This is a genomic window from Novosphingobium sp. 63-713, from assembly GCF_001898925.1.
Lineage (GTDB): Bacteria > Pseudomonadota > Alphaproteobacteria > Sphingomonadales > Sphingomonadaceae > Novosphingobium.
Genome location: NZ_MKVS01000026.1, coordinates 61,128 through 76,156, shown reverse-complemented (window position 1 = coordinate 76,156; position 15,029 = coordinate 61,128). Strand labels below are relative to the sequence as shown.

Sequence of the window (15,029 nt, the reverse complement as noted above, 5' to 3'; positions counted from 1 at the left end):
TTTCCCCCTGGCCTTGATGCGGGTCAAAGGTTTTCCGCGATGGCTACCCCCGCCGCATGGCCGCTGGCCCATGCCCATTGGAAATTATAGCCGCCCAGCCAGCCCGTCACATCCACCGCCTCGCCAATGGCATAGAGGCCCGGCACGGTGGATGCCTCCATCGTCTTTTGCGACAGGCCGGTGGTGGCGATGCCGCCTGCGGTCACCTCGGCCTTGGCATAACCCTCGCTGCCATCGGGGTTAAAGCGCCAGTCGGCCAAGGCGCCTTCCGCCGCGCGCAGGGCCTTGTCCGAATGATGGCCCAGATCGCCCGCCAGCGCCAACCGATCCGCCAGCGCCACCGCCAGACGATCAGGCAAATGCGCGCCCAGCACACGGCGCAGGCCCACCTTCGGATTGGCCTTCTTGGCCTCGACCATCCAGCCCGCCGCCAGATCGGGCAGGAAATTGATCCCCAATTCCGTGCCCCGCTGCCAATAGGAGGAAATTTGCAGGATCGCCGGACCCGACAATCCGCGATGGGTGAACAGCGCCGCCTCGCGGAAGGCCGCCTTGCCCCATGGCCCATCGGCCACCCGCGCCTCGACCGGGGTGGCCACGCCCGACAATTCGCGGAACAGCGCCTCATCCCCCGGCAAGGTCAAGGGCACCAGTGCGGGACGCGGCTGCACGACCTTAAGCCCGAATTGCCGCGCAAGATCATAGGCAATGCCGCTGGCCCCCATCTTGGGAATCGAAGGCCCGCCCGTGGCGATCACCAGATGGCGCGCCGACAGCGTCCGATGGCCTGCGCGGACATGGAACATGCCATCAGCATGGCTGACCTCGCCCAGCGACAGGCCGCAGGCGATCTCGACGCCACCGATCCGGCATTCCTCGACCAGCATGGCCAAAATCTCGCGCGCCGAACCATCGCAGAACAATTGCCCCAGCGTCTTTTCATGCCACGCAATGCCATAGCGCTCGACCAGTTCGAGGAAATCGGCGGGCGTATAGCGCGACAGGGCCGAACGGGCGAAATGCTTGTTGGCCGACAGATAACGTTCGTGGGTGGCGTGAATATTGGTGAAATTGCAGCGCCCGCCGCCCGAAATCAGGATCTTGCGCCCCGGTTCCGGCGCATGATCGACCACGATAACCCGCGCCCCGCGCGCTCCGGCCTGCGCGGCACAAAACAGCCCCGCCGCCCCCGCGCCCAGCACGATGGCATCATGATTTTCGCTTGTCGGTTTCATCGCGCCGCCCTTAGGCGATCATGCCACCTCGCGCCAGCATCGATCTGCGGCTTGGAATAGACGGTTTTCTGCCCTAGAACCCCCGTCATGTTGCCCGACGAGATGATCAAACACAGCCCCATCGCCGCCGTCGTGAGCGATCCCCGGCTGCCCGACAATCCGATTATTGCCTGCAATCAGGCCTTTATTGACCTGACCGGGTTTGCCCGCGAGGAAATCATCGGGCGCAATTGCCGTTTCCTGCGCGGGCCGGACACCGAGGGGGAACTGACCGAAACGTTGCGCAACGCAATCCACAATCGCCAGCCCGCCATCGTCGAAATCCGTAATTACAAAAAAGACGGCACCCCGTTTCGCAATGCCGTGATGATCGCGCCGGTGTTCGATGCCGATGGCGAAGTCGAATATTTCCTCGGTTCTCAGGTCGAGGTTGTCGATCAGAACCGGCAAACCCGCGAAGAGGCGCTGGCCCGCGTCAACGCCCTGCCTCCGCGCCAGCGCCAGATTCTGGTCGAAATGGCCCGTGGCAAGCTGAACAAGCAGGTGGCGTGGGAATTGGGCCTGTCGGAGCGCACGATCAAGATGCACCGCTCGGCCATGTTCAAGACGCTGGGCGTGCGATCCAGCGCCGAGGCGATCCGCGTGGCGGTCGAGGCCGGACTCTAATCCAGCGGGCCTCTAACGCGGGCGCAGCGAAAGGGCCACGCCCAGCCCCGCCGCGCAGATCCCGCCTGTCAGCGCCACCACGCCCGGCCATTGCCAGTGCTGATAGAACCAGCCGCCCGCCGTGCCGGTGATCCCGGCGCCAAGGTAGTAAAACAACAGATAGAGCGAGGCGGCATGGCCCTTATCCGGCCCCGCCCATTGGCCTACCCAACCGCTGGCGGCGGCATGAGCCGAGAAAAAGCCCAGCGTGAGCAACAAGATGCCCAGCACGATCAACGGCAGCGCCCCCGACAGCGTCAGCAAAGCCCCGCCCAGCATCGCCACCAGCCCCATGGCCAGCACCGGGCGCCGCCCCCATGCCTCGGTCATATGGCCGGTGATCGATGAGGAAAAAATGCCCGAGATATAGGTGAGGAAAATCGCGCTGATCGCGCCATGGCCGAGCGAAAAGGGCGGGCGGACAAGGCGAAAGCCGACATAGTTGAACAGGGTGACAAAGACGCTCATCAGCGCAAAGGCGATGAAGAACAGGCGCAGCAGGCCATTATCCTGCATCAACCGCCACCACACCGCCCGGTGATGCGCCCAGCCCAACCCCCGTTGCGGCACAAACCGGCGCGAGGACGGCAACAGCAGGCCAAAGCCCAGCGCGGCGGCCAGCCCCAATCCCCCCATTGCGCCCAGCGCGATGCGCCATGAGCCAAACTCGGTGAACCATCCTGTGGCAAAGCGGCCCATCATCCCGCCAAAGGCCGTGCCCGCGACATAGAGTCCCATGGCTTTCACCAAATCGGCAGGGTGCATCTCCTCGGCAATATAGGCCATGGCGACCGCTGGCACGCCCCCCAGCGCCACCCCTTCGAGCAGCCGCGCCGCCACCAGCCATGGCCAATGCGTTGCCACACCCGCCACCAGATTGAGCAGGCTGGCCGCGATCAGCGAGCCGAGCATCAGCGAGCGGCGCGGCATCGCCTGACCAATGGCTCCGGCCAAAAACACCGCCACGGCCAGCGCGCCCGATGTGAGCGACAGCGCCAGCGAGGCCCCCGCAGGCGCCAACCCAAACTCGCGCGCGAATTCGGGCAACAGCGGCTGAACGCAATAGAGCAGCGAGAAAGTGGCATTGCCCGCCAGAAACAGCGCGAGGCTGGCCCGGCGATATTCGGCGCTGCCCCGGCGCATTCCGGCAAAGGGGACCCGTTCAGTCATGGGGCCGCGATGCGCCATCAGATGGCGGATTCCAAGCGCTTACTTTTCCACCGCCCCTTTGAACGCCGCCCCGGCATCGACCGTGGCGCGATAGGAAGGCGCCGTCCGCGCCCGCGCCGCCTGTTCATAGACATAGCCCGCGCCCAGCAATTTGCCCTCCTCATAGGGCCGCGCGATAAAGGACAGGCCCACCGGCAAGCCCCCCACCAGCCCCATCGGCACGGTCAGATGCGGATAGCCCGATACCGCCGGAAGCCCGCTGGCCGAAGGGCCGCGCGACTGGTCGGTATAGATGGGGTCGATCAGCCACGCCGGGCCCGTGGTGGGCTGGACCAGAATATCGGCCTTGGCCAGCATCACCTCCAGCCCTTCCTGCGCCGCCAAACGCACGGATTTTGCTCGCGCGCCCAGATATTCGGCATCGGCTATGCCGCGCGTCCCCTCGGCCTCCTCAAAGCTTTCCTGCGCGAACAGGGGCATTTCGGCCTCCGAATTGGCGCGGTTAAAGGCGATGATATCGGCCAGCGTGCGCGGTTTGACCGCCGCCGTGGCCCCGGCCAGATAGGTGTTGAGATCGGCCTTGAGCTCGCTGCGCAACACCTCATGTTCGGCCGCGCCCAGACCATCGAGTCCGGGCCGCGCCACCTCGACCAATTCGGCCCCCTGCGCCTTGAGCACCTCCAGCGCGGCGGCAAACCGCTCGCCCAGAGCCGCGCCCATTGTCGGGCGGTAATAGGCGACACGCACGCCCTTCAGGCTGGCCTGTTCCAGCGGGGCGGCATAATCCTGCTTGTGGGCATCGGCCTCCGCTGTGGCGGGATCGGCCGGATCACTCCCCGCCATGGCCGAGAGCATCATGGCCACATCGCGCACGCTGCGCGCCATCGGGCCGGGCGTGTCCTGACTGTGGCTGATCGGCACGATATGGTGGCGGCTGAGCAGGCCCACCGTGGGTTTGAGCCCCACCAGACCGTTCACCGAGGAAGGACAGACCACCGAGCCGTCGGTCTCTGTCCCCAGCCCCGCTGCGCCGAAACTGGCCGCCACGCCCGCCCCGGTGCCGCTAGATGATCCGCATGGGCTGCGGTCCAGCGCATAGGGGTTGCGCACCTGCCCTCCAACCGCGCTCCACCCGGAAATCGAATGGGTCGAGCGGATATTGGCCCATTCCGACAGATTGGTCTTGGCCAGGATCACCGCCCCGCCCGCGCGCAGCCGCGCCACCACCGGCGCATCGCGCCCGCCCACATTGTCGCGCAGCGCAAGACTGCCCGCCGTGGTGGCGATGGGGTCCTGCGTCTCGATATTGTCCTTGATCAGGATCGGCACGCCATCCAATGGCCCCAGCGCCTTGCCCGCCCGCCGCCGCGCGTCCGAAGCGCGGGCCTGCGCGATGGCGTCGGGGTTGATGGCGATGATGGCGCGCAATTGCGGCCCCTTGCGATCCATCGCGGCGATGCGCTCCAGATACGCCCCCGTCACCGCCTCGCTGCTGACCGCGCCCCGCTCCAGCTGGGCCGAGATTTCCCAGAGCGGCACTTCCTCCACTCTGGTTGCGGCCTGTGCCGTCTGCGCCGCCAATGCCCATGCGATCCAGTAAAGCCTCATGCAGCCCCCCTTTGTGCCGCCACGAGATTAGCCCGCAGCCACCCACAAGCAATGCGTCGAATCTGCATAAATGCAGCGGGCGTCGAATCTGCATAAATGCAGAGGGCGTCGAATCTGCATAAATGCAGGAGGCATTAAACCCGCAACAGATCCCGCATATACCAGACCGGCAGATAGGGCCGCGCCAGCGCCTTATCGATGGCATAGGGCCACCATCCCGGACCAAAGGGCAGATAGACCCGCACATTCACCCCCAGATCGCGCGCCATATCCATCGTCCGCGCGCGCGGCAGGCCCCGCAACTGCTCCAGCTCGCAAGGCGTGCCGCCGCGCAGCAGCGCCTCCAGCGCCCGCCCCGCCAGCGCCGGATCATGCGTGGCCACCGCCACCGGCGCGGCGCGCCCGGCAAGGCTGTGGGCCAGCCCAAGATAGCGCGAGGGATCATCCGCCGCCGGATCGGCCCATTCACCCTTGACCAGCCGCAGCCGCAGCGGCGCATCGGCAAAGCGCGCCGCATCCGCCCCCGACCGCGCCCAGCGCGCGGGGATCGCGCATCCCGCATCAAAACCCTGCGCCGACAGGTCCTCCATCGCCGCATGGGTCGCGTCGGCCAGAGCGGGCGCATGGGCATCAAGCACAAGCGGCAACCCGCCCTGCGCAATCCGCCGCAGACGCGCATTATCAAACCCCAATTGCGGCGCCTTGACCGCCAGCAGCGCCGCAGATGCACCCATCGCCGCGCAAAGCGAAAGATTGGCCGCCTCCACCTGATCCGGCCCGTCGCCATCCCCGCCGAAATAGCCAAAGCTGAGCAGCAGCCCCTTGCGGGCCAGAGCGCGCCCCAAGGCTGCCGCATCGGGCGAGGGCAGCCGTGCCCCCAACCAGCCGGGCAAAGCATAGCGCAAATCGCGCAGCGCGGCCCACAGGCTCATTGGCTCAGCCGCGCCTTTATCCAGGCCAGCCCGTCCTGGGCCAGCGCCACCATGCCCTGGCGCGAATAGGGATAGGTGCGCAGATGCACCATCGGATGCGCATCCTGCGTCCATAATTGCGCGATCCACGGCTCCACCCCGCCCAGCAATTCGTAGGCCGCCAATCCGCGCCGCGCCGCATAGGCCAGCGTATGGAGCATCAGCAATGCGCCGGGCGAACAACGGGCATAGGCCTCGTCAAAGCCGATCTTGAACAGCCAGAAACGCCCATCGCTTTCCAGCGCCAGCTGCATCGCGGCGGGGCGGTTGTCGATCCGCATGAAGGCGATGCGCAGCGTGCCCTCCTGCGCCGCATGGCGGAAATAGGCGCGGAAAAAACTCTCCTTGCCCGCATCCATGGCCATGGCCGTGCCCGCCGCACGCTTCCAACTGGCCAGTTCGACCGCCAGCGCCTCGTCGAACAAGGCGTCGAATTCGTCCGGATCGGGGGCAATGATTTCGTAATCCACCCGGCCCATGGCCGCGGCCCGCCGCGCGGCGCGGCGAAAATCGGAACGACGGCCCGCGTTGAACGCCTGCTCGGGCCTGTGCCATTTTTCATCCAGCGCGATGGTCGGGCAGGCCAACGAAGGGCGCAGCGACACCAGCCCCTTGCCCCGCATCGCCGCCTTCAGGGCCGGGATCAAAGGCGAGGCGGCGGGCAGGCGGTGCAACTCCGCCGCCCGCCTGTCCTGTGCCAGCAGGGAGGCGATCTGCGCGGCGGCGGCATCATCGGCATAGGCGCCGTCGCAGGCCTCATAGACCTCCTGCGCGCCGGGCTGGCGCCAGCGGGCGGAAAAACCCGCGCCCCGACATAGCGGCAACAGCGCCGCAATCCCCTTGTCGCGCCGGGCGATCAGCACTTCGAAATGGTCCTCGACCTGCATCGTGGCGGCCAGCGCGACCACGAAATCGCGCGATCCGGTCGGCGATCCGCCCAGCCGCCGCCACGCCTGCGCCAGAGGCCCGCCGCTGCGAAACCGGTCCAGCCCGAGCACCACCTCGTCCGGCAAACGCTCACCCGGCCACAAGACCTTGTCGAACAGCGCGTGTTTCACCCGAAATTCCCTCCGCGCGTAAGGAATAGAGGAAAACCCCTAAAAATTCCTTGGCTCGCCCGGCTGGAATCGGCGGCGAGACGGGCTCATAGTGCGGCCATGACCGGCCCCCGCCCCGCCATCCGCCCGCTGACGCCCGCCGAAAGGAATATGATCGCCGCCATGTTCGGGCCGGCGCTCGATCCCGAACCGGTCCGGGTGATCCGCCGCCGATGGTGGTGGTTTCAACCGCGCAATGTGGTGATGGCCCCGCGCGGCCATCTCCATTTCCACCCCGACAGCCATTTTTGGCACCCCTGCTTTGCCCAAGGGTCGCTGGCGGCGCAGGGCCTGTTCATCCACGAAATGGCCCATGTCTGGCAGCATCAGGCGGGGATGAACCTGCTGCTGCGCCGAATGCCCTTTTGCCGCTATGATTATGCGCTGCGCCCCGGCGCGGCCTTGGGCGATTACAATATCGAGCAACAGGCCGAGATCATCCGCCACACCTTTCTGCTGCGGCAAGGCGCATCATGGCCCGGTGCGCCGCATCTGGGCGATCTTGAACGGATCATCCCTTTTCGCCGGGCAAAATAGCGTATCGGGCAGGACTTGACCCGGCCCGCTTCCCCCTGTTCACTCAAGGTCAGGGGAGACCACGCTTGGCCGCACATGACAACCAGCTTCAGGCCGCGCTGAAATCGCGCCATGTCTCGATGATCGCGATTGGCGGGATCATCGGCGCGGGGCTTTTCGTCGGCTCGTCCAGTTCGATTGCCCAGGTCGGCCCGGCGGTGGTCATGTCCTATGGTCTGGCGGGGCTGGTTGTACTGATGGTGATGCGGATGATGGCCGAAATGGCCGCGCTGCGCCCCGGCCTTGGCGCGTTCACCGAGCTTGTGCGCGAAGTGCTGGGGCCGCGCGCGGGTTTCGTCTGCGGCTGGCTCTATTGGTATTTCTGGGTCATCGTCGTGCCGATCGAGGCGATCGCCGGGGCCAAGATCCTGCATATCTGGATCGACGCGCCGGTCTGGGCCATCGGGGTCGCGCTGCTCGGAGCGCTGACCGGGGTAAACCTGATGTCCACCCGCTCCTATGGCGAGTTCGAATATTGGTTCTCGCTGATGAAGGTTCTGGCCATTGTCAGCTTTATCGCGATTGCGGGCGTCTGGGCTTTCGGTCTCACCTCGCCCACCGGGCCGACATGGAGCAACCTCAACGCCTATGGCGGCTTTGCCCCGCATGGCTGGGGCGCGGTTCTGGCGGGCACGGCCAGCGTGATCTTTGCCCTGACCGGCGCGGAGATCGCCACGGTGGCGGCGGCCGAATCGCACGAACCGGCGCGCACCATCGCCCGCATCACCAGCAGCGTGGCCGCGCGGATCATCCTGTTCTATGTGCTGTCGCTGTTGCTGATCGTGGCCGTCATGCCATGGACATCCATCGTGCCCGGCACATCGCCCTTTGCCATTGCGCTGGGCCATATGGCCATTCCCCATGCCGAATTCGTGATGAACCTTGTGGTGCTGGTCGCTGTGCTCTCCTGCCTCAATTCGGGCATGTATGTGACCAGCCGGGTTTTGTTCGTTCTGGCCGACAAGGGCGATGCGCCCGCTTGGCTGGTCGCGGTCAACCGGCGCAAGGTGCCCGCCCGCGCGATCCTGATCGCCAGCCTGTTCGGCTATCTGGCGCTGGCCGCCTCGGTCATCTCGCCGGAGCTGGTGTTTTCCTTTCTGGTCAATGCCTCGGGCGCGCTGATGCTGTTCATCTATTTCACCGTGGGCGTGGCCCAGATCGTCCAGCGCCGCCGGATCGAGGCGCAGGGTCGGGAAACATTGCCCATCCGCATGTGGCTGTTTCCCTATCTCTCCTATGCCACGCTGGGCGCGATCCTGAGCATTCTGGTGGCGATGATGTTTGCGCCTGCGCGGCGGGTCGAACTGGTCAGCAGCCTTGTGACGCTGGGCGTGGCGATGGGGGCGGCGTGGTGGAGAAACCGCCGCGTCTGAAAGCCCCCTATTCCGGCGTCATCCACCGACGGCGCCGGGCAGAGTAAGCGGCCCATCCCGTGGATGCCAACGCAACAAACGCCACGCCAAGCCCCGGCACAATCTGCGCAATCCCGAATGCGACCAGCGCGATGGCAAAGGCAACCGCCACATAGACCGATAACGGAAACATAGGCCTCTCTCCGACTGCAGAATGCAAAGGCTAATTCAGAACGCCAAATTTGTCCACGCGGCGCTAAACGACCAGCGGCAATTTGCGCATCCTCTGTCCGCTGGCGGCAAAAACCGCATTGGCCAGCGCGGGTGCCACCACCGCGCAGGGCGGCTCGCCCATACCACCCGGATCGGCCTGACTGGCGATGATATGGGTGGCGATGCGGGGCGCCTCATTCATGCGCAGGATGCGGAAATCGTGATAATTCGACTGCTGCGCCGCCCCGTCCTTCATGGTGATCTCGCCATAGAGCGCGGCGGAGAGGCCAAAGATCACCCCGCTTTCCACCTGCGCCTCGATGCCCAGAGGGTTGATCGCCAGCCCGCAATCGACCGCAATCGTCACGCGCACCGCGCTGATCTGGCCCTCCGCCACCTTGGCCTCGACCACGGCGGCAATATGCGTGCCCCATAGTTTTAGCACGGCCATCCCCATGCCCTGCCCCGACGGCAAGGCGCGGCCCCATCCCGCTTCCTTCGCCGCGCGGGACAGAACCGCCCGGCTGCGCGCATCCTCCATCAGCGCCAGCCGATAGGCCAGCGGATCAGCCCCCGCGCCATGAGCCAGTTCGTCAATGAAACTTTCCACCACGAAACAGGAGCGCAAGCCCCCCACCCCGCGCCACCAACTGGTCGGCACCGCGCTTTCCACCTGCTGAAACGTCACATGATGGGCCGCCACGGCATAGGGCATCTCCACTGCGCCCTCGATGGCATCACCGTCCACGCCCTTGAACCCATCGCCCATCAACCGCGCCATGATCGAGGAACCGGCGATGCGGTGCTCCCACGCGATGGGCCTGCCCTTGTCGTCGATCACCGCGCTGATCCGGTCGGCATAGGCGGGGCGGAACATGTCGTGCTGGACATCCTCCTCGCGGCTCCAGACCAGCTTGACCGGATAGGGCACCGCCCGCCCCAGCTCGACCGCGCGCAGCACCATGTCGGTTTCCAGCCGCCGCCCGAAACCGCCGCCCATCTGGAAGTTGTGAAAGGTCACCTTATCCTCGCCCAGCCCCAACGCCTTGGCCGCATCGGCGCGGGCCTGCGCGGGAACCTGCGAACCCGACCAGATTTCGCAGGCGCCATCCGTGACATGAATGGTGCAGGCCAAAGGCTCCATCGCCGCATGGGCAAGGAAGGGCTGATGATAGGTGGCGGAAAATTCGCGGCCCCGTGCGGCGTTCAGGTCGCCCTGCGCCTTGGCCGAATGGCCGGGCTGGGCCAGCGCCGCGTCCAGATCGGCGACAATCGCGCCCTGATCGGCCGTTTTCGGCCCCGGCGCCCATTGCACATTGGCCGCCACATAGCCCTGCAGCGCGGCCCAGTAATGATCGGCCACGACAAAGACCACATCGCGGCCCTTGACCAGTTTGACCACGCCGGGGGTCGCCAGCGCCGCCTTTTCATCCAGCCCGGCCAGCATCCCGCCATAGATCGGGCATTGCGCCAGCGTGGCCACCTTCATGCCGGGCAGGCGGAAGTCGATCCCGAACTGCATCGCCCCGGTGATCTTGGGCCGCGCGTCGATGCGGGGGGTGGGTCGCCCGATCAGGCGCAGGTTCTGCCGCATGGGCGCTTCGCGGGGCAGGACCGCCGATGCGATCAGATCGCCCATGGCCAGCCGCCGCTTGCCCGCAACCACCATGCCATCGACCAGATCGCATTGCCCCGGCGGAACGCCCCATTGCCGCGCCGCCGCCTCGATCAAACCCACACGCGCCCGCGCCGCAGCCTGGCGCATCGGCTTGTAAACCTCGCGGATCGAGGTCGAGCCGCCCGTCTCCTGCGTGATGGGGGCAAAGCGGGGCGCGTCGCCATCGGGAATGCTCACCCGCACCTTGTTCAGGGCCACGCCCAATTCCTCGGCCACCAGCATGGAGAGCGAGGTGATCACCCCCTGCCCCATCTCGGTCTTGGGCAAGGCCAGTTCGACGCCCATCGCGGTTATGGAAATATAGGCATTGGCCGCCAAGGCCCCGCCGACCGACCCGCGCGCCACCGGCACCACCAGCGCCGCGCCAACCGCCGCCGCGCCCTGCAAAACGCCCCGGCGCGAAAATCCGCCCTCGCTCATTTCATGCCTCCTGCCGCCAGTTTCACCGCCTTGCGGATGCGCGGATAGGTGCCGCAGCGGCACAGATTGCCGCTCATCCCTTCGTCAATCGCCGCATCGTCGGGGCGCGGATTGGCCTTCAGCAAGGCGCAGGCCACGATCAATTGGCCGGGCTGGCAATAGCCGCATTGCACGACATCGACCTCCTCCCACGCCTGTTGCAGCGCCGCGCCATGGGGGTCCTCGCCCAGCCCCTCGATCGTGGTCACATCGCGCCCGATCACCGCGCGCAAAGGCGTCTGACAGCTGAAGAACCGCTGCCCCCCGATCAGCACGCCGCAGGCTCCGCAAAGCCCCACGCCGCAGCCGAATTTCGTGCCCGTCATGCCCACCATATCGCGCAGCACCCACAGCAAGGGCACATCGGCGGCGGCATTGTCGATACTGTGCTTTTGCCCATTCACGCTCAGGATGATCGGCATGATAAGTCCCCCTTGGCGCGCAAGCTAACCCATGGCGCATAGACGCGAAAATACGCAAAGCTGGCGCGGGTTTGGCCCTTTGCGGCGGCGCGGCATTCTGCAATGATCGAACGATGGACCATGACAGGAGACATTCGCGACCATGCGCCTGACCAAGACCGGGCTTGCCACGATGGCGGCGCTTTGGGCCTTTTCCGTTCCTGCTTTTGCCGCCGATCTTGAAACCCAGATCCGCGCCGTTCTGAACAAACCGGCCATTGAGGGCACCCGCTGGGGCCTGCGGGTGGAGGACAAGGAAGGCCATGTCATCGCCTCCATCGCGCCCGATGAGAGGTTTCAGCCTGCGTCCAACACCAAGGTCTTTGTCACCACCGCCGTGTTTGACGCGATGGCGCGCGCGCCTTTTCCCAATATGGGCAATGGCGTGCGGATCGAAAGCGATCATGGCCGCCAGAACATCGCGCTGATCGGACGCGGCGATGCGATGATGAAGGACACGCCCGATTGCGAAAAGGACTGCCTTGCCGCTCTGGCCGATGCGGTGGCAGCGAGCGGGGTGAAACGCGTGGGCGATGTGATCGGCGATGACAGCTTCATGCCCTTTGAACGCTGGATCATCTCCGACCGCATCCGCCCCGGCACGCGCACCCAGATTTCCGCGCTGACGATCAATGACAATGAGCTGACCGTGCTGGCCAATCCGGGCGATGCGGTGGGCGCGCCGGGCCGCGCCGCGCTGGAAATCGCCGCGCCCGAGATGGAGATCGTCAACCAGATCACGACCGGCGCGCCCGATTCCCGCGCCGAAGTCATGGTCGAAATGATCCCCGGCACACGCCAGATCCGCCTGTTCGGCTCGCTGCCCCTTGGCGGCAAAGAACAAAGGCTGGATTTCGACATTGACGATCCGGCGGATTATGCCGCGATCCGTCTGACCCAATTGCTGCGCGAGCGTGGCGTGAAAGTGACCGGCCATCCTCGTGCGCGCCATGCGCCGATGGGGCCGGTGGACATGATCCCCGCGCCGGTCGCGCCCGCCATTCAGGCCAAGGATCTCTCCACCCTCACCCCGCCCGATCTGATCGAGGATCTGACTATTACCTCGAAGGTCAGCCAGAACCTGCACGCCCATCTGTTTCTGAAGAAACTGGCGTTGACGCAGGGCTTTTCACCCACCACGCCCGCCGGGCGGATCGTGCTGAACCAGACGATTGCGCGGGCCGGTCTGCCCGCCTCTGCTCATGATTTCTACGATGGTTCGGGCCTCTCGCCCGACAATCGCATCACCCCGCGCGCGATGGTGCAATATCTCCATTGGGTCGAAACCCAGCCTTGGGCGGCGGACTGGCGCAAGACCCTGCCCATCGGCGGGGTGGACGGCACGCTGGGCCGCCGGATGAAAAATCCCGTGCTGCAAGGCAAGGTCTTTGCCAAGACCGGCACCTTGCTGGCGGCCAATGCGCTGGCGGGTTATCTGGTGGCGGCCAGCGGGCGCGAGCTGACCTTTGCCATTTATGCCAATGACCGGCCCTCGGGAGCGCCCTCGGTTCTGCCCACGATGGACGAGGCGCTGGCGCTGATCGCGGCGGCCAACTAAAGCACCACCATGAGCAGTCATCAGCCGCAACGGCACCTTCACAGCCTGCATGCGATGCTGCTGGCGCTGGGCATGATCATGTCCACCGACGCGCTGAAAACCGCGCCCACGATTGTCGCCTCGATTGGGCATTGGCATTTTCTGGGCCTGTGGATCGCGGGGGCGGCGATTTCGATTGTTGGCGGCTTGTCCTATGTCGAAATGGCCGCCGCCTTTCCCGATGCCGGGGGCGAATACAGCTTCATCCGCCGCGCATGGGGCGAAAGGGTGGGCACGCTTTACGCATGGTCGCGCTTTGCCATTATGCATACCGGATGGGTGGCGCTGATGGCGCATCTGGCCGCCGACTATATCGGCGCGCCGCTGGGTCTGGGCGCGGGCGGGCGGCTGGTGCTCTCGGTGGGGCTGGTGGCGGCGATGACGGGGCTCAATCTGGCCCATGTGCGGCTGGGTTTTCTGACGCAGGCTTTGCTGGTGCTGGCCGTGGCGCTGGGTTTCATCAGCGTCATTCTGGCCGGGATGGTGGTGCCCGCCGCCCCCGTCATGCCCGATGCGCCGCGTCCGCCTATGGGCGGGATCGCGGTGGCGCTCATCTACATCTTCCTTGCCTATGGCGGGTGGAGCGATGCGGCCACCCTCTCGGCCGAGGTCCGGTCCGGCAGGCGCGGCATGTTCATCGCGGTGATCGGCTCCATCGGCCTGCTGGGGCTGATCTATGTCGCGCTCAACTGGGCGCTGATGCGGGGCCTTGGCGAGGGCGCGCTGGCCCATTCGGTCGCGCCTGCCGCCGATCTGGCGCGCATCGCCTTCGGCTGGCCGGGACAGGCGCTGGTGGTAACGGTGGTGGGCATATCCGCGGTGGCCAGCATCAATTCGACCATCATCGTCTGCGCGCGCACCACCTATGCCGCCGCGCGCGATCACCCCGGCCTTGGCGCTCTGGCCCATTGGCATCCCACGCGCGGCGCGCCCACCCGCGCGGCGCTGGCGGTGGGCGGCGTGTCGCTGGTGCTGACCTTGCTTTCCGCGCTGACGGGCAGCGGGTTTAACGCGATGGTGGATTATATGACGCCGGTCTATTGGCTGTTCATCGGCATGGGTATGGCCGCCGCGATCCGGCTGCGGATCATACATCCCGCCCTGCCCCGCCCGGTCAGAACGCCGCTCTTTCCGCTGTTTCCCGCCGTTTTTATCGCTCTGGCGGCCTATATGCTCTATGCCTCCTTTGTTCAGCTCGGGCTGGGCGCGGTGTTTGGCGCAGGGGTGCTGGCGCTGGGCGTGGGGCTGGATTTTCTTTTGCGCCGCCGCGCGCAAGCATACGCAAAATAGCGCTTTACGGCGGTCTTGGCGGCGTCATCCCCCCGTGCCACAAAGGCATGTCTTTCCATCAGGAGTTGAACCAATGAAACGCCTTTTGACCGCCGCCGCCCTCGTCTCCTCGCTGGCCGCCCTGCCTGCTGCGGCGCAGGCGCAGGACGTCACCCGCATTCCGGGCGGTGCCACCTCGCCCATTCTGGCGGGCGTGTTCGTGCCGGCCAAGGCGGATATGCTGATCCTGTCGGGTCAGGTTCCCGCGCCTGCCGTTCAGGGCGGCGCGCCCGACGCCATCGCCACCTATGGCGACACCAAAACCCAGGCGATCAGCACGTTCAAGAAGATCGAGGCCCTGCTGAAATCGCAGGGTTATGAAATGTCCGACGTCATCAAACTGACGGTCTTCCTCGTGGGCGATCCGGCCAATGGCGGCAAGCTGGACTTCAAGGGCTTCAACGAGGCCTACAGCCAGTTCTTCGGCACCGCGACCCAGCCCAACAAGTCGGCCCGTTCGGTGGTTCAGGTGGCCGCGCTGGCCGGCCCGGCCTTCCTGGTGGAAATCGAGGCGACCGCCGCCAAGACGCCCAAGAAGTAAGCATGTCCAAGGGCGGCGGGGATACCTGCCGCCCTTA

At 65.9% G+C, this 15,029-nt stretch carries 13 protein-coding genes and 1 pseudogene; 6 read left to right on the top strand and 8 right to left on the bottom strand.

Annotation, left to right across the window (positions count from 1 at the left end):
- Window positions 1-23: 23 nt before the first annotated feature.
- On the bottom strand, window positions 24-1,235 hold the full coding sequence (locus tag BGP00_RS10995; RefSeq protein WP_292689306.1) for an NAD(P)/FAD-dependent oxidoreductase: 1,212 nt from the start codon (window positions 1,233-1,235) through the stop codon (window positions 24-26).
- Between the two features lie 87 nt (window positions 1,236-1,322).
- Between BGP00_RS10995 and BGP00_RS10990 the strand changes: the two genes are divergently transcribed.
- Complete coding sequence (locus tag BGP00_RS10990) at window positions 1,323-1,901, top strand: PAS domain-containing protein (RefSeq protein WP_292689305.1); 579 nt, start codon at window positions 1,323-1,325, stop codon at window positions 1,899-1,901.
- Between the two features lie 12 nt (window positions 1,902-1,913).
- On the opposite strand, the gene BGP00_RS10985 is transcribed toward BGP00_RS10990, so the two are convergent.
- The 4 genes and pseudogenes from BGP00_RS10985 to BGP00_RS10970 form a co-directional block, all read right to left on the bottom strand.
- Window positions 1,914-3,110, bottom strand: a complete 1,197-nt coding sequence (locus BGP00_RS10985; protein WP_292689304.1) for an MFS transporter — start codon at window positions 3,108-3,110, stop codon at window positions 1,914-1,916.
- A gap of 39 nt (window positions 3,111-3,149) precedes the next feature.
- Window positions 3,150-4,786 (bottom strand): annotated as a pseudogene (locus tag BGP00_RS10980) (amidase).
- 66 nt (window positions 4,787-4,852) lie between these two features.
- A complete protein-coding gene (locus BGP00_RS10975; protein WP_292689302.1) occupies window positions 4,853-5,650 on the bottom strand; it encodes a proline dehydrogenase in 798 nt (265 codons plus the stop codon).
- On the bottom strand, window positions 5,647-6,747 hold the full coding sequence (locus BGP00_RS10970; protein ID WP_292689301.1) for a GNAT family N-acetyltransferase: 1,101 nt from the start codon (window positions 6,745-6,747) through the stop codon (window positions 5,647-5,649). Before BGP00_RS10970 ends, BGP00_RS10975 begins: the two co-directional genes overlap by 4 nt.
- A gap of 99 nt (window positions 6,748-6,846) precedes the next feature.
- Here BGP00_RS10970 and BGP00_RS10965 point away from each other — a divergent pair, with 99 nt between their 5' ends.
- A complete protein-coding gene (locus BGP00_RS10965) occupies window positions 6,847-7,323 on the top strand; it encodes a vgr related protein (RefSeq protein WP_292689300.1) in 477 nt (158 codons plus the stop codon).
- A 65-nt stretch (window positions 7,324-7,388) separates the two neighbouring features.
- Entirely contained in the window at window positions 7,389-8,735 is a 1,347-nt protein-coding gene (locus BGP00_RS10960) for an amino acid permease (RefSeq protein WP_292689299.1), read from the top strand.
- Between the two features lie 7 nt (window positions 8,736-8,742).
- Here BGP00_RS10960 and BGP00_RS10955 read toward each other — a convergent pair whose 3' ends face one another.
- The 3 genes from BGP00_RS10955 to BGP00_RS10945 form a co-directional block, all read right to left on the bottom strand.
- A complete protein-coding gene (locus tag BGP00_RS10955; RefSeq protein WP_292689298.1) occupies window positions 8,743-8,907 on the bottom strand; it encodes a hypothetical protein in 165 nt (54 codons plus the stop codon).
- Window positions 8,908-8,970: 63 nt separating this feature from the next.
- Entirely contained in the window at window positions 8,971-11,025 is a 2,055-nt protein-coding gene (locus tag BGP00_RS10950; RefSeq protein WP_292689297.1) for a molybdopterin cofactor-binding domain-containing protein, read from the bottom strand.
- Window positions 11,022-11,486, bottom strand: coding sequence for a (2Fe-2S)-binding protein (locus BGP00_RS10945; RefSeq protein WP_292689296.1), 465 nt, complete (start codon window positions 11,484-11,486; stop codon window positions 11,022-11,024). Before BGP00_RS10945 ends, BGP00_RS10950 begins: the two co-directional genes overlap by 4 nt.
- A 142-nt stretch (window positions 11,487-11,628) precedes the next feature.
- Here BGP00_RS10945 and dacB point away from each other — a divergent pair, with 142 nt between their 5' ends.
- The 3 genes from dacB to BGP00_RS10930 all read left to right on the top strand — a co-directional run bounded on the left by dacB (window position 11,629) and on the right by BGP00_RS10930 (window position 14,992).
- A complete protein-coding gene (gene dacB, locus BGP00_RS10940) occupies window positions 11,629-13,083 on the top strand; it encodes a D-alanyl-D-alanine carboxypeptidase/D-alanyl-D-alanine-endopeptidase (protein WP_292689295.1) in 1,455 nt (484 codons plus the stop codon).
- A 9-nt stretch (window positions 13,084-13,092) separates the two neighbouring features.
- Window positions 13,093-14,412 carry an amino acid permease gene (locus tag BGP00_RS10935; RefSeq protein WP_292689294.1) on the top strand — a complete coding sequence of 440 codons (1,320 nt, stop codon included), beginning with the start codon at window positions 13,093-13,095 and terminating at the stop codon, window positions 14,410-14,412.
- Between the two features lie 73 nt (window positions 14,413-14,485).
- Entirely contained in the window at window positions 14,486-14,992 is a 507-nt protein-coding gene (locus BGP00_RS10930) for a RidA family protein (RefSeq protein ID WP_292689293.1), read from the top strand.
- The last annotated feature ends 37 nt before the right edge of the window (window positions 14,993-15,029 follow it).